Annotated in this window: 17 protein-coding genes and 2 pseudogenes; 16 read left to right on the forward strand and 3 right to left on the reverse strand. The window is 70.7% G+C overall.

Annotated elements, in window-relative coordinates; genetic code table 11:
• On the reverse strand, nt 1-606 hold a 606-nt coding region (locus ABZ749_RS10805), incomplete at its 3' end, for an ATP-binding cassette domain-containing protein (protein WP_357225825.1).
• Between the two features lie 226 nt (nt 607-832).
• Between ABZ749_RS10805 and ABZ749_RS10810 the strand changes: the two are divergent.
• The 14 genes and pseudogenes from ABZ749_RS10810 to ABZ749_RS10875 all read left to right on the forward strand — a co-directional run.
• Nucleotides 833-1,456: pseudogene (locus tag ABZ749_RS10810) on the forward strand (ROK family protein); the annotation flags it as partial.
• Nucleotides 1,457-2,902: pseudogene (locus tag ABZ749_RS10815) on the forward strand (AAA family ATPase); the annotation flags it as partial.
• A 177-nt stretch (nt 2,903-3,079) separates the two neighbouring features.
• Nucleotides 3,080-3,706 carry a DUF4178 domain-containing protein gene (locus ABZ749_RS10820; protein ID WP_357225830.1) on the forward strand — a complete coding sequence of 209 codons (627 nt, stop codon included), beginning with the start codon at nt 3,080-3,082 and terminating at the stop codon, nt 3,704-3,706.
• Nucleotide 3,707: 1 nt separating this feature from the next.
• Nucleotides 3,708-4,220, forward strand: coding sequence for a DUF2617 family protein (locus ABZ749_RS10825; RefSeq protein WP_357225836.1), 513 nt, complete (start codon nt 3,708-3,710; stop codon nt 4,218-4,220).
• Nucleotides 4,217-4,642, forward strand: a complete 426-nt coding sequence (locus ABZ749_RS10830) for a DUF4247 domain-containing protein (RefSeq protein ID WP_357225841.1) — start codon at nt 4,217-4,219, stop codon at nt 4,640-4,642. The genes ABZ749_RS10825 and ABZ749_RS10830 overlap by 4 nt, the downstream gene beginning before the upstream one ends.
• Before the next feature lie 33 nt (nt 4,643-4,675).
• Complete coding sequence (locus tag ABZ749_RS10835) at nt 4,676-6,247, forward strand: polyamine aminopropyltransferase (RefSeq protein WP_357198249.1); 1,572 nt, start codon at nt 4,676-4,678, stop codon at nt 6,245-6,247.
• Between the two features lie 112 nt (nt 6,248-6,359).
• Nucleotides 6,360-6,740, forward strand: a complete 381-nt coding sequence (locus ABZ749_RS10840; RefSeq protein WP_357225846.1) for a hypothetical protein — start codon at nt 6,360-6,362, stop codon at nt 6,738-6,740.
• Between the two features lie 69 nt (nt 6,741-6,809).
• Complete coding sequence (locus ABZ749_RS10845) at nt 6,810-7,664, forward strand: hypothetical protein (RefSeq protein WP_357225850.1); 855 nt, start codon at nt 6,810-6,812, stop codon at nt 7,662-7,664.
• A gap of 82 nt (nt 7,665-7,746) precedes the next feature.
• Nucleotides 7,747-8,334 carry a DUF4178 domain-containing protein gene (locus tag ABZ749_RS10850; RefSeq protein WP_357225854.1) on the forward strand — a complete coding sequence of 196 codons (588 nt, stop codon included), beginning with the start codon at nt 7,747-7,749 and terminating at the stop codon, nt 8,332-8,334.
• 101 nt (nt 8,335-8,435) lie between these two features.
• Nucleotides 8,436-9,230: a hypothetical protein gene (locus ABZ749_RS10855; protein ID WP_357225857.1), complete on the forward strand. Its 795-nt coding sequence runs from the start codon at nt 8,436-8,438 to the stop codon at nt 9,228-9,230.
• 72 nt (nt 9,231-9,302) lie between these two features.
• Nucleotides 9,303-9,959 (forward strand): hypothetical protein, encoded by a 657-nt coding sequence (locus ABZ749_RS10860; RefSeq protein WP_357225863.1) that lies wholly within the window; start codon nt 9,303-9,305, stop codon nt 9,957-9,959.
• Nucleotides 9,960-9,969: 10 nt separating this feature from the next.
• A complete protein-coding gene (locus tag ABZ749_RS10865; RefSeq protein ID WP_357225866.1) occupies nt 9,970-10,779 on the forward strand; it encodes an SDR family oxidoreductase in 810 nt (269 codons plus the stop codon).
• A 169-nt stretch (nt 10,780-10,948) separates the two neighbouring features.
• Nucleotides 10,949-11,488 carry an orotate phosphoribosyltransferase gene (gene pyrE / locus ABZ749_RS10870; protein WP_112586136.1) on the forward strand — a complete coding sequence of 180 codons (540 nt, stop codon included), beginning with the start codon at nt 10,949-10,951 and terminating at the stop codon, nt 11,486-11,488.
• Nucleotides 11,489-11,545: 57 nt separating this feature from the next.
• The gene (locus ABZ749_RS10875; RefSeq protein ID WP_030332125.1) at nt 11,546-11,923 is read left to right on the forward strand and encodes a metalloregulator ArsR/SmtB family transcription factor; all 378 of its coding nucleotides are present in this window, start codon (nt 11,546-11,548) and stop codon (nt 11,921-11,923) included.
• Nucleotides 11,924-12,087: 164 nt separating this feature from the next.
• Here the strand turns inward: ABZ749_RS10875 and ABZ749_RS10880 are convergent, their stop codons facing one another.
• Together ABZ749_RS10880 and ABZ749_RS10885 are read right to left on the reverse strand one after the other, a co-directional pair.
• Nucleotides 12,088-12,909, reverse strand: coding sequence for a DedA family protein (locus ABZ749_RS10880; protein WP_357225870.1), 822 nt, complete (start codon nt 12,907-12,909; stop codon nt 12,088-12,090).
• Nucleotides 12,910-13,038: 129 nt separating this feature from the next.
• Nucleotides 13,039-14,610 (reverse strand): LPXTG cell wall anchor domain-containing protein, encoded by a 1,572-nt coding sequence (locus ABZ749_RS10885; RefSeq protein ID WP_357225873.1) that lies wholly within the window; start codon nt 14,608-14,610, stop codon nt 13,039-13,041.
• 181 nt (nt 14,611-14,791) lie between these two features.
• On the opposite strand from ABZ749_RS10885, the gene ABZ749_RS10890 reads away from it, so the two are divergent.
• On the forward strand, nt 14,792-15,271 hold the full coding sequence (locus ABZ749_RS10890) for a SigE family RNA polymerase sigma factor (protein WP_112586142.1): 480 nt from the start codon (nt 14,792-14,794) through the stop codon (nt 15,269-15,271).
• Between the two features lie 2 nt (nt 15,272-15,273).
• Complete coding sequence (locus ABZ749_RS10895; RefSeq protein ID WP_357225879.1) at nt 15,274-16,335, forward strand: LCP family protein; 1,062 nt, start codon at nt 15,274-15,276, stop codon at nt 16,333-16,335.
• Nucleotides 16,336-16,446 lie beyond the last annotated feature (111 nt).

Raw genomic sequence — 16,446 nt, forward strand, 5'->3', positions numbered from 1 at the left:
CTCGATCGTCGGCCGGCTCACCGTCGAGGAGGTCATCCGGGACCGGGCGGCGTTCGCCAGCGCCGTGGCCGAGGAGGCCGAGCACTCGATGACCATTTCCGGGTCGAGGGCCGAGGTCGGCTCGTCGAAGAGCAGCACCTTCGGTTGCATCGCCAGGGCTCGGGCGATCGCGGCCCGCTGCTGCTGCCCGCCGGAGAGCTGGGCCGGGTGGTGGTCTGCCTTGTCGGCGATGCCGACGCGCTCCAGCAGGGCCAACGCCTGCTGCCGCGCCTCGGGTCGAGGGATCCGGCGAACCCGGGTGGGGCCGAGGGTGATGTTGTCCAGCACCGTCTTGTGGCCGAAGAGGTTGAACGACTGGAAGACCATGCCGACGTCGGCGCGCAGCCGGGCCAGCGCGCGGCCCTCGGCGGGCAGCGGCTCACCGTCGATCTCGACGCTGCCCTGCCCGACGGTCTCCAACCGGTTGAGGCAGCGGCACAGTGTCGACTTGCCGGAGCCGGAGGGCCCCACCACGACGACCACCTCGCCGGCGGCCACCGTGAGGTCGATGTCCTTGAGCACGTGCAGCGGACCGAACCACTTGTTCAGGCCGCGTACCGACACCATCGGTCGGTCCGCACCCGTCGTCTCCGGTGCCACCAGGCGGCCTCACTTCCTTCGACTACAAAACTAAGTCAGCTTCATATCGAACCAACAGCGCCATCTAAAGGTAGCTAGCAAACTAAGTCAACCGGTTGCTTGAACAAACTGCGGGTGCTAAGAAGCTGACGTGACGATTGACGACGCGCCACGCGATGCCCTCCGGGGCGGCCCCCGGGAGCTACTGCGCTGGGTGGCCACCGGTGCGGCCGTCAGTCGGGCCGACCTGTCCCGCCTCTCCGGGCTCTCCCCGTCGACGGTTTCCCAGCGGGTCGAGGCGTTGATCAGCCAAGGGCTGCTGGAGGAGGCCGGTGCCGGGCGGTCCCGGGGTGGACGGCGGCCCCGTCAACTCGCCGTGCCCACCGGCGGCGCGGTGGTCGGCGCCATCGACCTCGGCGCCCATCACGCCCGCGTCGGCGCACTGGATCTCTCCGGGCGGGTGGTCCAGGCCCGCACCCTGCCGGTCCGCATCGAGGACGGCCCAGAGGCGGTGCTCGGTGCACTACTCGCCGAGGTCGCCACGCTGGTCGGCAGCGATCCGGCGGCCGGCGGCGGCTCCGCGCCAGGTGCGCTCCGCGGCGTCGGCATCGGGATCCCCGGCCCGGTGCAGCACTCCACCGGGCGGATCGTCAGCCCGTCGCGGATGCCCGGCTGGAACGGCTTCGACGTCGCCGCGTTCTGCGCCGGTCGCGTCGACGTGCCGGTCGTCGTGGACAACGACGCCAACCTGATGGCACTCGGCGCGCACCGCACCGCGCATTCCGAGTTGGACCACGCCGTCTACATCAAGGCTGGCACCGGAATCGGCTCCGGTGTGATCTCCAACCGGTTCCTGCCGGACAAGGCGATCGACCTGGTCGACGAGTCCGCGTCCCGGCTCCGGATGGAGATCGACTCGCGTCCGGTCGAGGTGGACGAGATCGAGCGGGCCGTCCGCCGGTTGGAGATCGAGGAGATGGCCCTGGCCAAGGAGCCGGACGCCGCCTCGGCCGAGCGGTTGGAGCGGCTCCGCAAGGAGTTGGCCGACAAGCGCGAGCAGCTCACAGTGCTCTCCGAGCGCTGGCAGACGGAGAAGAGTCACATCACCAAGCTCTCCACGGCGAAGGAGGAGCTGGAACGCCTCGGCGGTGAGGCCGAGCGGGCCGAGCGCGACGGCGAGCTGGAACGCGCCGCCGAGCTGCGCTACGGCCGGATTCCCGCCCTGAAGGTCGAGCTGAAGCAGGCCGCGGAGGAGCTGGCTGAGCTTCAGGCCGACGGCGCGATGCTGAAGGAGGAGGTCGGCGCGGACGACATCGCCGCCGTGGTCGCCTCCTGGACCGGCATCCCCGCCGGCCGCCTGCTGGAGGGTGAGACGGCCAAGCTGCTGCGGATGGAGGAGTCGCTGGGCGGCCGGGTGGTCGGCCAGACCGAAGCGGTCGGCGCCGTCTCCGACGCGGTACGCCGTGCCCGGGCCGGTATCGCCGACCCGGACCGCCCGACAGGCAGCTTCCTCTTCCTCGGCCCCACCGGCGTCGGCAAGACCGAGCTGGCCAAGGCCCTCGCCGAGTTCCTCTTCGACGACGAGCGGGCCATGGTCCGCATCGACATGAGCGAGTACGGCGAGAAGCACTCGGTAGCCCGCCTGGTCGGTGCCCCACCCGGCTACGTCGGTTACAACGAGGGCGGTCAGCTCACCGAGGCGGTGCGCCGACGGCCGTACTCGGTGGTGCTGCTGGACGAGGTGGAGAAGGCTCACCCGGACGTCTTCGACGTGCTGCTCCAGGTGCTCGACGACGGCCGGCTCACCGACGGCCAGGGCCGCACCGTGGACTTCCGTAACGCGATCCTGATCCTCACGTCCAACCTCGGGTCGTCGGTGATCAGCGACCTGACGCTCGCCGACGAGCAGCGCCGCGAGGGCGTGCTGGCCGTGGTCCGGTCGCACTTCAAGCCGGAGTTCCTCAACCGTCTGGACGACATGGTGGTCTTCGCCTCGCTGCGGGGAGATGACCTGCGCTCCATCGTCGACATCCAGTTGCACCGGATGCGGCGGCGGTTGGCCGATCGCCGGCTGGGTCTGGAGATCACCGATGCCGCTCGGAACTGGCTGGCCGAGCACGGCTACGACCCGATCTACGGTGCGCGACCGCTCCGTCGTCTGGTCCAGACCGCGATCGGCGACCAACTCGCCAGGGCCCTGCTCTCCGGGACGATCCGAGACGGCGACACCGTCAAGGTCGATCTGGCCGACGCGAAGGAAGGGTTGGCCGTCACCGCCGCCTGATCCGTCGCACCCGGGCCGATCCCGCCTCGCAGGCGGGGTCGGCCCGACCCGTTCTCCGCCCCCGACGGCGCCCCACCGAGACGCTCCGTAGCTGCCAGATCACCAGACAATGATGAATTTCTCCAGGTGCGCGGGGTTGTTACCGTTCCCGCCGACGCACTTGGGGAGGTGGTCGGCATGAACGGTCCCGTGGCGTACCTGGTGACGACGTTGGGGTGTCTGATCGGAGTCGCCGGGGTCGTGGTTGCGGTGGTGGCGCTGCGCAAGGGCCGTAAGGCCGCCCGTCCGGCGGCACCCGCGGACCCGTTCCGGGACACCGACAGCGACGCGCTCCGGGGCGACCCGCGCAGGCTCAAGCCCGGCGACATCGTCGAGATCCGCCGGGTGTCGTACGCGGTCCGGGGCTCGGTGCATCTGGATGAGGGCGGCTGGAGCTGGGCCGAGCACCTGCTGGACACCGCCGAGGGCGACAAGCGCTGGCTCTCCGTGGAGGAGGACCCCGACCTGGAGCTGGTGCTCTGGACCGTCGAGCCGGCCGCCACGATCACCCCGGGTGCGTCCGCGCTCGACTTTGCCGGCCGCCGCTACGCCCTGGAGGAGTCCGGTCAGGCCCGCTTCACGGCCACCGGCAGCACCGGCCTCGACCCCAGTGGCACCCTTCGATACCACGACTACCGGGCCCCTGGCGGCGAACGGCTCTCCTTCGAGGCGTACGGCCAGGCCGGCTGGGAGGTCGCCCGGGGCGAGCAGTTGCACCGCGCCGACGTGATGGTCTACCCGCAGGCCGGGCCGGAGGCCAGCTGAGGTGCTGGTGAGCCTCCACACCCCGTACGTCGACACCTGCGCCGCCGACCTCAGCCTGGCACTCGGCGGCCCGGAGCGTCCCGCGCTGCACGTCCGCGACCTCACGCTGCCCGGGGACGTCCGGCTACGGCTGCGCCTGCTCGGTGCGTCCCACCAGGTCGTGCTGACCGAACCCGGCGGTGCGGCCGAACTCACCGAGACGGTCGCCTGCCTGCCGGGCCGGCCGCCGCACCTGCCCGACGCCCTGCACGACGAAGCGGGCGGCTACCGCTTCACCGCCGCCGTGCTGCGCCCCGCCGACGGTGAGTTGCACACCCGGATCGCCAGGCTCCGCGCCGACCTGGCCGACGACCCGTACGCCCTGGTCGGAGTCTTTCCCGGCGACCCGGACGCGGTGACCGCGCTGGCCGTGCGCGCCGACCTGCCGCACGGGACGGTCGGCTGGCGTACCTGGCACGCGTACCCCCAGACCAACGAGCTGGTCCTGACCGAGACGGTGGTGGCACTGCGATGACGTACCGACGCTGGTTCGTGGTGGGCGTGGCAGCGGCCGTGGTCGGCGCGCTGGTCGCGGGCTTCGCCCTCGTCAACGGCACCTTCTCCCCGCGCGCCTACGTGCAGGACAGGTATTCGCGAGCGGCCAGCCGGGACATCGGCCGGGAAGCGACCGCGTACACCTCGTCGAAGTCACCGACCGCCGTCGCCAAGGAACTGACCGACGCGTGGAATCCGTCCGACCGGTACGCCGACGGCAGCGGCGTCTACCTGCGCTACGACGACGACTCGGTGGTGATCCTGCCGATCGCCGCAGGCTCGGTGATCCTGCTCGAAGACATGGACACCGCTCACCCCCGCTACCACTCGACCGTCGGGTCGTACTGGGGTTGGGGACGCGGTAACAGCGTTCGGGGCGGCGGCCCCGGCACCGGCAAGTAGCCCGACGCCTGACCCCATCACCTGGAGCCCTCCGTGCAGAACCTCGTCACCGAGGCCCGGCCGCACTGGCGGCTGGCCCGCGCGGCGGTGCTGGTCGCGGTCTTCGTCTGCGCCGCCTGCGGGCTGGTCTACGAGCTGGCCCTTGTCGCGCTCGGCAGCTACCTGATCGGCGACACCGTCGGGCAGGCGTCGATCGTGCTCGGCGTGATGGTCTTCGCGATGGGCGTCGGCGCACTGGTCGCGAAGCCGTTGCAGCCCCGGGCCGCCGCAGCGTTCGCGGTGATCGAACTGACCCTGGCCCTGCTCGGTGGCCTGTCCGTGCTCGGCCTCTACGCCGCCTTCGCCTGGCTCGACCTGTACGGCCCGGCGTTGGTCGCCACCGCCTTCGTGCTGGGCCTGCTGATCGGCGCGGAGATTCCGCTGCTGATGGTGATGTTGCAGCGCATCCGCGAGCAGGCCGCCGGCAGTGCGGTGGCCGACCTGTTCGCCGCCGACTACGTCGGCGCGCTGCTCGGCGGGCTCGCCTTCCCGTTCCTGTTGATCCCCGTCTTCGGCCAGCTCAAGGGTGCCCTGGTGGTCGGCGCGGTGAACGCGGTGGCCGGTCTCGCCCTGGTCTGCACGGTGTTCCGGAGAGAGCTGAGCCGCCGCGCCCGGCTCGTCCTCGGCGCCGGCTCCGTCGTGGTCGCGCTCTGCCTGGGGTACGCCTGGGTGACCGCCGCCGACTTCGAGGTGACCGCCCGGCAGCAGCTCTACCGGGACCCCGTCGTGTACGCCGAACGCTCCCGTTACCAGGAGATCGTGCTGACCAGGTCGGTGCGGGAGGTCGGCCACGCCGACACCGACCTCCGGCTGTTCCTCAACGGTGATCTTCAGTTCAGCTCGGTGGACGAGTACCGCTACCACGAGGCGCTGGTGCATCCGGCGATGCGAGGTCCACGCGGCGACGTACTGGTTCTCGGTGCCGGCGACGGCCTCGCCGTCCGGGAGATCCTGCGGTACCCGGACGTCCGCCGGGTGACAGTTGTCGACCTCGACCCGGCGGTGGTGGCGCTGGCCAGCACCGTGCCGCAGCTGCGGGCGCTCAACGGCGGCTCGCTCGACGACCCCCGGGTACGGGTGGTGAACACTGACGCGTTCGGCTGGCTGCGTACCGCCGCCGAGCGCTTCGACGTGGTGGTCGCCGACCTGCCCGACCCGGACGAGACGGCCACGGCCAAGCTCTACACCGTCGAGTTCTACGCGCTGATCAGGTCGGTGCTCGCCGAGCGGGGACGGCTGGTGGTGCAGTCCGGCTCGCCGTACTTCGCGCCCCGCTCCTACTGGTCGATCGACGCATCGGTGCGGGAAGCCGGCTTCGCCACAGTGCCGTACCACGTCGACGTGCCGTCCTTCGGCGACTGGGGTTTCCTGCTCGCCACGGCGGGAACCGCCCCGCCGGTGCTGGAACTGCCGGCCGACGCTCCCCGGCTGCGTTTCCTCGACCCGGGCGTGCTGCGGGCCGCGGCGGCCTTTCCCGCCGACCGCGCCCGCCTGGACGTGCCCCCCAGCACCCTCCTCCAACCGAGGGTCCTCGACTACGCCCGCACCGAGTGGCGCGGCTACTGACCCGCACCACCTGGCGCCCGAACAGGCGGCCGTGTCAGGAGAGTCTCCGCTCATGGCACAAACCTCGTGATCAACGGGGTGGAGTGGGGCCGGACGGGGAAAGGGTGGAGGCATGTTTGGAAAGCGGAAGGCTTGGGAGCGCGAATTGGGCGCCGCCGTCGACGAGTTGGTGGCCGCTGAGACGCTCGCCTTTGGTGGGGTGGGGATCGCGGGCACCCTGTTGCCGGTGACCGAGGCGTACCACCGGGTCGAGGCCGCCCTGAGCGACCACCCCGATGAGGTACGCCGCCAGCTCGACCGGGTGCTGGCCGACGGCACACCCGCCGGCCGGGCTTACGCGGCCACGCTGCTGGAGCGGATCGACCCGGAGACGGCCCGAGCGACGTGGACGTCGCTGCGGGACGATCCGAGCGAGTTGACCACCTTCGTCGGCTGCGTGATGGACCGGGAAACCCTCGGCACCTACGCCAGTCGGCGGCTCGCCGCAGCATGATCCATTCGCCGGTCGGCGCTGCCCGATCGGTTCTGCCGGTTGCTGACGACGCACCGTACGTTGCGAGCCATGAGCCCGCCCGCCACCGCGCCGCGTCCGCCCCGCCCGGCCACCGTGACCATCGCCTTCTGGCTGCAACTGGCCGTGGTGCTGGTGCTGCTCGGCCTGGCCGCGCTGACGGTGGCCGAGGCGGTGCGCTTCGATGGCCAGATCGACCGCGCGGTACGACTGGTGCCGGACGCCGACCCGGAGGAGGTGGCCGGCGAGCGGCAGGGCAACGTCGTGATGACGCTGATCCTCGGCGTGCCGGCGGTGTTGCTCGCGGTCTGGTTTGCGGCCACCGCCGTCCCGGTCCGGCGGGGCGCCAACGTCGCGCGGATCCTGGTCTTCGTGGCCAGTGGAGCGCAGTTGCTGGTCTGCTTCGGGCAGTGCTGCTCCGGAGGTTTTCTCGTGCCGCTGCTGACCATGCCGGAGATCGGCGACGAGCCGCCACCGGATTGGGACGAGGAGTGGGAGACCTCGACGTTCTACGACACGTTGTACGCCGGCACCGATCCCTGGGAGGACCTGCTCTTCCCGGCGGCAGGGCTGGGTGTGCTCACCGTTCTTGTCCTCTCCGCAGCCGTGACCCTGCTGCTGGCGCTGCCGCCGGCGAACCGCTGGTTCGTGCCGCGTACCGCGAACGAGGCGCTTCCCGGGCCGGCCTGGGTGATGCCCGTCCCCACCTACGCCCCGACCGGTTACGGATACCCGACAGCTCCGCTCGTGCCGGGCTTCCTGCCGCCGAACCAGCCGCTCCCACCCGGCTACCTGATCTGCCCCGACCCGGCAGCGCACCTGACGCCGGGAGCACCGGGCGCCTCACCAGGGCCGACGGGACCGCCGGTGCCGCCTCCGGAGGACGCACCCGACCACAATCGTTAGCTGAGCTGTCGGCCACAGCGCGGGTCGTCCGGGTGCCGACGGTTGTTACCGTCTGCGCCGACGTACCTGGGGAGGTGGTCGAGTGGACGCGCTGGTGACGTGCCTGGTGGCGGCTGTTGCCGTACTAGCGGTGGTCGTGGTCGTGGTCGTCGTGCGGGCCCGCCGACGGCCGACGGGCCGGCCTCTCGGCCAGCCGGCGGAGCCGCCGCACGGTGGCCCGCTCCGCCGGCTGGCTCCGGGTGACAGCGTGCGGATCCGCGAGCGGGAGTACGCGGTGAGTGCCACGATCCGCCTGGTCGAGGGCGACTGGAGTTGGGTGCAGCACCTCCTCGACGACGACTCCGGCACCCGCCACCGGCTCTCCGTGGAGGACGGCCCCGAACTCGAGCTGGTCTTCTGGACCCCGGAGCCGGGCGCCACCGTCACCCCGGGCGCCCCGACCATCGAACTCGGCAGGCGGCGCTACACCTGGGCCGAGACCGGGCAGGCGCGTTACACAGCGACCGGAGAGACCGAGTTGCCGTCGACCGGGACGATGCGCTACCACGACTACCAGTCCGGTGGCAGCGCGCGGCTGTCCTTCGAGGCGTACGGCGAAGAGGGCTGGCGGGTCGCCCGCGGTGACCTGCTCGACCCCGCCGACCTGACAATCCGCCCGCCCCGGGCCTGAGGCCCGCCGAGCCGGCCCGGGCGGACGCGCCGGGCTCGTCACGGCATGCCGAACTGGCCGGTTGTCGATACGGTGTGGGCGCGATCTAGGGAAGGAGAATCGTGGTCGATTCCCAGAGCACGCCGGCCCGTCAGCGGCCATCCATTGTGTCGATTTCCAGTTACCTGCTCTTCCTGTTCCTGGCGCTCCAGGTAATCAGTCTGATCATCACGCTCAGCACCTTCAGCAAGACGCGGGACGCGCTCCGCGAGGCGTACGCGGGCAGCGGCACCGACGGTGACCAGGTGGCCGACGTCTTCGCCGTCATCGGCATCGGCGGGAGCATCGTCCTGCTGCTGCTCGCGGTCGTGCTGGGCGTGCTGGCCCTGTTCAACAACCAGGGCCGCAACGGTGCCCGGATCACCACCTGGATCGTCGGCGGCATCATGGTCTGCTGCGTGGGCGGTGGTCTGCTCAGCAACGCGGCCGGCGGTTTCAACACCGGTGGCGGGACCACCGGCGACGCGCCGAGCCCGGAGGAGATCCAGCGCCGCCTGGAGGAGGCCCTGCCCTCCTGGGTGACCCCGGTCAGCCTCCTGCTGGGTGTGCTCAGCCTGATCGCGCTGATCACGGCGCTGGTCCTGCTGGCGCTGCCGAAGGCCAACCCGTTCTTCCGCAAGCCCACCGCGGGCTGGGAGCCGCCCACCCCGGGCGCCAGCTACCCGGGCCACCCGCAGGCGCCGGGTCAGCCCGGTTACCCGCAGGCATCCGGTGAGCCGGGTTATCCGCAGGCATCCGGTGAGCCGGGTTATCCGTCGAGTGGGGAGCCGAGCTACCCGCCGCCACCGGCCGCGGACCGCCCGGACGACACGCCGCCCACGGATCGGCCCGGGTCAACCCCGCCGCCGAGCAACTGACGGCTCGATAAGCACGACGCCGACGATCCCTCCGAGTAGGTTGCAACCCGACGCCTACCGGAGGGATTCGTCGTGTCGTACCCGGAATCGGCACCGGCCCGCCGGCCCGCCGCCGCCCTGTCGGCTGCGACGGTGCTGTTGGTGATGGCGGTCGCCGCGCTCGCGTACGCGGTGGTCTCCCTGGTGGTGCTGGGCGGGACGGTCGACGCGTTCCGCTCCGCCGCCCGCGACACCTCGGCGAGCCCGGAGCAGATCGACGGCGTGGTGGCCCTGCTCCGCGCGTCGGCCGTGCTGACGGCGGTGGTGGCGGTGCTGTCCGCGCTGCTGCTCGCCGGCCTGGCCCTCGGTCTGCTGGCCGGTCGCAACGGCGTTCGGGTGGCGACCTGGGTGGTCAGCGGGCTCGGTCTGCTCGCCGCCTGTTGCAGTGTGGTGGTGGTCGTCGGCGAACGGGCCGCGCCACTGCGAATGGGCTCCGGCGACCAGTCCCTCGCCGAGTTGCTGGGCCTGGTCGGTGACGCGTACCCGTCCTGGTGGATCCCGCTCAACGCCGGGCTTTCCGTCGCACAGGCGCTCGGTTACCTTGTAGTAGCTATGCTGCTGGCGCTGCCGGCGGCGAACAGCTGGTTCGGCCGCCACCGCTCTACGGTGCCAACCGCACCGCCCATGTTCCCGCCCGCACCGCCCCAGCCCCCGTCGGCGCCGCACAGGCCCCCGTACCCGCCCAGGTGAGGACCACTCCGTGACGCTCGACCCCACGACTGCCGAGCGCCGAGCCCTGATCACCGGGGCCACCGCCGGCATCGGCGCGGCGTTCACGCGACGCCTGGCCGCCGACGGCTGGCACCTGGTGCTCGTTGCCCGCGACGCGGCGCGGCTGACCGAGCTGGCCACCGAGCTGGGTTCCACGTCCGGACGCGAGGTGGAGACGATCTCAGCGGATCTGTCCACCGACGACGGCTGCGCCACCGTGGAGCAGCGCCTCGCCGACGGCAGCCCGGTGCACCTGCTGGTCAACAATGCGGGGATCAGCCTGAACAAACCGTTCCTGCGCTCCACGGCGGAGGACGAGGCGCGACTGTTGCGACTCAACGTGCACGCGGTCATGCGGTTGACCCTGGCGGCGCTTCGACCGATGACCGAACGGCGAAATGGGGCAGTGATAAATGTCTCTTCGGTCGCCGGGTTCGGGACGGCGATGCCCGGATCGACATACTCCGCCAGCAAGGCGTGGGTCACCAACTTCAGTGAGTCCGTCGGCCAGTCAGCGCGGCCGTTCGGCGTCCAGGTGATGGCCCTCTGCCCCGGCTACACCCGCACCGAATTCCATCAGCGGGCCGGCATCAACATGTCCAAGACGCCGGAGTGGCTGTGGCTGCGGGCCGAGGATGTTGTGGACGAAGCCCTGCGTGACCTGCGCAAAGGCAAGATGGTCAGCATCCCTGCGTGGAAGTACAAGGTGGTCGTGGCAGGTATGCGACACGCGCCGCGGCGGCTGCTCCAGGCGGTCGCGCGGGACACCCGCGGCCGGATCGGTCGCGACGAGCGCTGAGCCTCGACCGGCCCGCCGACCCCGAGCGAGTGGTGGGACGGCGTTGGCACGCCGCTGTCGGCCCAGTTGCTGAGCGTAGTCGAGCATCGCCAGTCATCGGTTCCCCTCGGGGCTGATCAGGGTGGACCCCGCACACGGCGTTCAGAGTTGCGCAGTAACCTCTATCGCCATGGGGGACCACGACGACCTGCGTAAATTCATTACCGACCTGGCTGTGGTCCACGGCCGGGTCGTGCTCTCGTCGGGGCGCGAGGCAGACTGGTACGTGGACCTGCGGCGCGTCACGCTCCATCACCGGGCCGCTCCTCTGGTCGGCCGGGTGTTGCTCGACCTCACCGCCGACTGGGAGTTCGACGCCGTTGGGGGCCTCACCCTGGGCGCGGATCCAGTCGCGCTCTCGATGCTGCACGCCGCCGCTCCGACCGGCCGGGCCCTGGACGCCTTTGTGGTGCGCAAGGCGGGCAAGGCCCACGGTCTTCAGCGGCGGATCGAGGGACCGGAGGTGGCTGGCCGCCGTGTGTTGGCGGTGGAGGACACATCCACGACTGGCGGAAGTGTTTTGACAGCTGTCGAGGCGCTTCGCGAGGCCGGGGCGGAAGTCGTGGGCGTGGTGGTTATTGTTGATCGAGGCGCCGGCGACGCGGTGCGAGCCGCCGGATTGCCGTACCGGGCGGCCTATACGTTGGCTGACCTCGGCCTTGTGGCGTAAAAGTCTGCCGATTCGGATCTGCTGATATGCAGGCGGATCGATGCTGCTGGTGGAAGGATGGAATACGTGGGAACTGCGTTGGCCGAAATGACTATGCCTCAGATCTCGCCGCTAAACGGCGAGCCGATCGAACGTGCCGATGCCGAGCGTCTCGCCGGGGTCCTCAAGGCCCTTGCTGATCCTGCTCGGTTGCGGCTGCTCAGCCTGATCCAGTCGGCCCCCGAGGGCGAGGCGTGCGTCTGTGACCTGACCGCGCCGCTCGGCCTCTCTCAGCCGACGGTCAGTCACCACCTGCGCATCCTCACCGAGGCTGGCTTGTTGCAGCGGGAGAAGCGCGGTGTCTGGGCGTACTACAGCCTGGTCCCGAGTGCGATCGCGACGATCGCCGACCTGCTGACCCCGCCGCGTAAGCGGGCCACCAAGAAGGCCCGCTGACGTAGGCACCATGCCGTCCCGAGCCGGGGCGGCGTCCGGTGGCGAGCCAGGGGTGGCGCCACCGGTGGTTGACACCTGCTCGGCCCCGGTCGCACCACCGGAGGCCGGGTTCGACATGCCGACGGCCGACCCCCTCACCAGGGGGCCGGCCGTCGTCGTACCGCTCAACGGTCCTGACCGTGCTCCGGGCGCTGACGGCCGTCCTGGTGCTGGTCGTGGTCGAACGCGTCGCGGGCCGCCTCCACAGCGCCGGCGGCGCTGGCCGCCGCGACCACCGCGACCGCCTCGCCGCGCTTACGAGCCCGCCGGTCGCGGAGGAACTCGAAGAAGATCGGCAGCACCGAGATCACAATGATCAGGGCCACCACCGGCAGGATGTAGTGGTCGATCTTGTCGCCGATGGCCTGGTAGATCTGCTCGGCCAGCAGGTAGCCGATCAGCAGGATGCCGTCCACCCAGAGCACCGCGCCGACGATGTTCCAGAGCAGGAACTTCTTGGCCGGCATGCCGAGCGCGCCCGCGACCGGGTTGAGGAACGTCCGGACGATCGGAATGAAGCGCGCCAGCACGACGGCCTTCGCCGGGCCGAACTTCTCGAAGTAGTACTCGGCCTTCTCCACGTACTCCTTCTTGAAGAGCCGGGAGTTCGGCCGCTCGAACATCGGCCGGCCGTACCGCGCGCCGAGCCAGTGCCCCAGCTGTGCCCCGAGGATCGCGCAGATCGGCCCACCGATCAGCAGGCCGGCGAGGGAGAGGCGGGTGCCGTCACCGAAGATCGCGTCCGCCACCGGTGACGAGGCCACCCCGGCGAGGAACAGCAGCGAGTCACCCGGGAAGAAGAAGCCCACCAGCAGGCCGGTCTCGGCGAAGAGGATCACCCACACGCCGATCAGCCCGAAGGTCTGCAACAGATCTTTGGGATCGAGCGGGTTCAGGGCGACGCTCTCCACGAGAGCGCGGGTCTTCTCAGCTGTGTCCACGGCCACAAAGGGTACCGAAGCCCGGGGCCCCGGCCGCGCCGGACCGGCCCGTCACCACCCGCCCGCGCCGTGGGGCCCAACGACGGTGCCCCGCCGACCGTGGTGGTCGACGGGGCACCGGTGGTGCGGGGTGGATCAGGCGACGAAGCGGGTCCGGCGGCGCTTGGCCACCAGGTAGCCGCCGACGCCCGCGGCGAGCAGCAGCGCGCCGAGGCCGGCGATCAGCCCGGTGGACTGACCGGTGATCGGCAGCGAGCCGCCGTCACCGTCACCGTCATCGCCGCCGCCCTGGCCGCCGTCACCGCCGCCGTTCACCAGGATCTGCGCGGTGTCGTTGGCCGGGTTCAGGTCCTTGATCTGCTTGTCTTCCTGCCCGGTGCTCAGCTTGACCTCACCGGTCTGGCCGCCGGCCTGGTCGATCCGCACCTGGAACTCGTAGTCGACCTTCTCGCCCTTCCTGATCGAGCCGAGCACGAAGCACTGGTAGATCCGCCCGCCGGGCTTGCCCGGCTCCCACCCGTCGTCCTCGGAGCTGAAGCAGTCCTCCGGAGCGCGGACGGCGGTGACGCCCTTCGGCAGCGTGACCGTGGTGCCGATCCAGGGCGACTCGCTGCCACCCGAGTTGACGGCCGCCGGCCCGTTGTTGACGTAGCCGACCGTGAGCGGGACGGTGGCGCCGACGTCGCCGGTCACCTTCGCGCCGCGCGCTGCCACATCGGCCCGCTGGTCGCCGGTCACCTGAAGGTCGACCCAGGTCGAGTTGTCCAACGGGTTGACGTCGGTCTGCCCGGAGCGCATGTTCATGACCGGCTCGAGCTTCAGCTCACCCTCGGTCCCGTTCGGCCCGATCTTTGCCGGGAGTTCGGCCTCGGACCGGTACTCGTCCCAGTCGGCAGGCGTGAACCAGATGGAGAACCCGCCGAAGCTGTTCGGCGCCCAACTGTCGGCGGGCACCGTGAAGCCGAAGCTGTCGTCGAGGCGGAAGCTGGCGTTCTTGCCGATGGTCGCCTCGAAGCGGCAGGCGAATGCCCAGTCGTGCAGCGGGCCCTCGGTGTACTCGCAGTTCTCGTAGCGCTTCGACGGCTGAAGACCGTCCGCGCCGACGAAGAAGAGAACCGCGTCCTTCGCGGGCGCCTCGCCCCGGTTCGTCACCTGGAACGGGGCCTTCAGCGTGGCACCGGGCGCGCCCTTGAGCTCCAGGAACTCGGTGGTGGTGAGATCGACGCCCTCGCCGATCTCCACAGTCGAGCTGTAGGAGACGGATCCGGACTTGCCGTCCGACGTGACAGTGAAGTTCAGCTCGCCCTTCTGATCGGGCTTGGCACCGGCCTTCGCGCGAACGACGAGGGAGACGAGGTTCAGGTACGAGCCGTCGTCGTCCTGGTCCTCTACCTTGCACGTCAGGATCGCACCGGACTCGGTGCAGTTCTCCCCGCTGCTCTCGACGCTGGCGAAACCGTCGATCTTGCTCCGGTCCACCTTGATCGTGTAGTCGTCGGGCTGCCGCTCCGTGGTGAGCGAGAAGAGGGTTACCCACTTCTCGGTGCCTCCAGGCGCGACGATCACGTTGTTGGCGTACAGGTCGAGATTGTCTACCGCTGCGGCGGGGGCTGCCGGTGCGGCGACGGCCGGGCTGGCGGAGGCGGCGACGAACGCGCCTGCTACGCCCAGTCCGGCGAGCCAACGCCGGGTGGAGTGGGTGAGCATGAGGGGGGTTCCTCCAGGTGGGGGATCAGGTGGAGCCTGCGGATCTTAAGGAATTGCTAAGGCTGACTGCAGCCCTCAAAGCCGCCCGCCGAGCAAGACGAACCAAAAGGTTGATGAGCGTCACCGCAATGTTCGGTCGGTCCGCTTCCGTCAAGTGAGGCAGGAGCCCCCGGGAGGTGCAGTGACGTACGAGGAGTTCGCGGACACGCGGCTGGCCCCGCTACTGCGGTACGCGGTGATGCTGACCGGCGAACCACACCAGGCCCAGGATCTGGTCCAGGAGACCATGGTCCGGGTCCAGCTCAACTGGCGTCGGGTCGCCCGAGCCGACTCGCCCGAGCGTTACGTACGCCGGATGCTCACCAACCAGTACGTCGACTGGCGGCGCGGCTCGTGGGTGCGCCGGGTGCTGCTGCGCGGGGAGCCCGACGCATCGGTGCCGGTGCCCACCGATCACGCCCAGTCCGCCGTGGACCGGGATCAGGTCTGGTCCTGGCTCTCCCGGCTGCCGCGTCGGCAGCGGGCTGCTCTGGTGCTGCGCTACTACGAGGACCTGCCCGACGTCGAGATCGCCGACATTCTCGGCTGTGCCGTCGGGACCGTCCGCTCGTCCATCTCCCGGGCCCTGGCCACGCTCCGGGCCGAGTACGTGGAGGCGTGAACATGATCGAGGATGACCTGCGTGCCGCGTTCGCCCGGCACGAAACGTTGACCCCGTCGACCGGCCCGCTGCGTGTCGCGATCGACCGGCTCGCCGCTGTCCGCCGTCGCCGCCGCCAGCGGTTGCAGGCCGCTGGCGTCACGCTCGCCCTGCTCGCCGCGCTCGGAGTCGGGGTGCCGCAACTGCGCCCCGATCGACCAGTTGCGGATCCGTTGATGTCCGGACAACCGGCTGACGCGCAGTCCGGGGCGCTGAACGTCCTCTTGCTCGGGGTGGACGGCTTCGGCGAGCAACCGCCGTACCGGTTGGCGGACTCCGTCCTGCTGGTGCACATCCCTGCCGACCGGAGCCGGCCGTACCTCATCTCGTTGCCGCGCGACCTGGAGGTGTCGATCCCCGGCCGGGGGATCGACAAGCTCAACAGCGCGTTCTGGAGCGGTGCCGGTGAGCCCCGGCCCGACCTGGACGCCGGCTACGACCTGACCCGCCGGGTGGTCGCCGACCTGACCGGGGTACGCGTCGACGCCGGCGCGGTGCTGACCTTCGCCGGTCTGCGCCGGATCACCGAGGCGGTCGACGGGGTGGAGGTGTGTCTGCCGAAGGAGGTGCGGTCCTGGCACACCCGCCGGACCTTCCCGGCAGGCTGTCAGCTGCTCGACGGGGCTGCCTCCGTCGACCTGCTGCGGCAACGGCGGTACCTGCCCGACGGCACGTTGGACCGGGACCGCAACGCCCAGCGCTACGTCGCTGGACTGGTCCGGCGGGCCGTCGCCAAGGACGTGCTGACCAATCCGGTACGGCTCACCGCGCTGCTGTCGGCCGCCGGCACGGGTCTGGCGGTCGACGACGACGGCCTGCCGCTGACCAGGCTGGTGGCGGTGCTACCCGAGCTGAAGAGCGTCGACCCGGTGGGGCTCAGCCTCCCGGTGGGCCAGCCGGTGGATGACCGTACGCTGCTGCCGCTGGCCCCGGAGCAGGGCCCGGCGTTCCTCGCCGCGCTGCGCGAGGATCGGTTGGCGCAGTGGGTGGCGCAGCACCCGGAGCAGGTCAACCCCGTCCGCTGACGGACGAGGACTTCACGACGACGCCCCGCCAGCCCGGTACGCCGACGACGGCGACCAGACCCACGGCGGGCACCAGGAGCACGTCCGCCGTCCGGCCCCGCCACCCTGACA

The sequence above is a fragment of the Micromonospora sp. NPDC047753 genome (assembly GCF_040642735.1).
GTDB lineage: Bacteria > Actinomycetota > Actinomycetes > Mycobacteriales > Micromonosporaceae > Micromonospora.

Coding starts and splice junctions, on each gene's coding strand:
- ABZ749_RS10820 (WP_357225830.1), top strand. CDS start 3,080: ATGAACGGTCCCGTGGCGTACCTGGTGACGACGTTGGGGTGTCTGATC.
- ABZ749_RS10830 (WP_357225841.1), top strand. CDS start 4,217: ATGACGTACCGACGCTGGTTCGTGGTGGGCGTGGCAGCGGCCGTGGTC.
- ABZ749_RS10840 (WP_357225846.1), top strand. CDS start 6,360: ATGTTTGGAAAGCGGAAGGCTTGGGAGCGCGAATTGGGCGCCGCCGTC.
- ABZ749_RS10845 (WP_357225850.1), top strand. CDS start 6,810: ATGAGCCCGCCCGCCACCGCGCCGCGTCCGCCCCGCCCGGCCACCGTG.
- pyrE (WP_112586136.1), top strand. CDS start 10,949: ATGGGGGACCACGACGACCTGCGTAAATTCATTACCGACCTGGCTGTG.
- ABZ749_RS10875 (WP_030332125.1), top strand. CDS start 11,546: ATGGAATACGTGGGAACTGCGTTGGCCGAAATGACTATGCCTCAGATC.
- ABZ749_RS10885 (WP_357225873.1), bottom strand. CDS start 14,610: ATGCTCACCCACTCCACCCGGCGTTGGCTCGCCGGACTGGGCGTAGCA.
- ABZ749_RS10895 (WP_357225879.1), top strand. CDS start 15,274: ATGATCGAGGATGACCTGCGTGCCGCGTTCGCCCGGCACGAAACGTTG.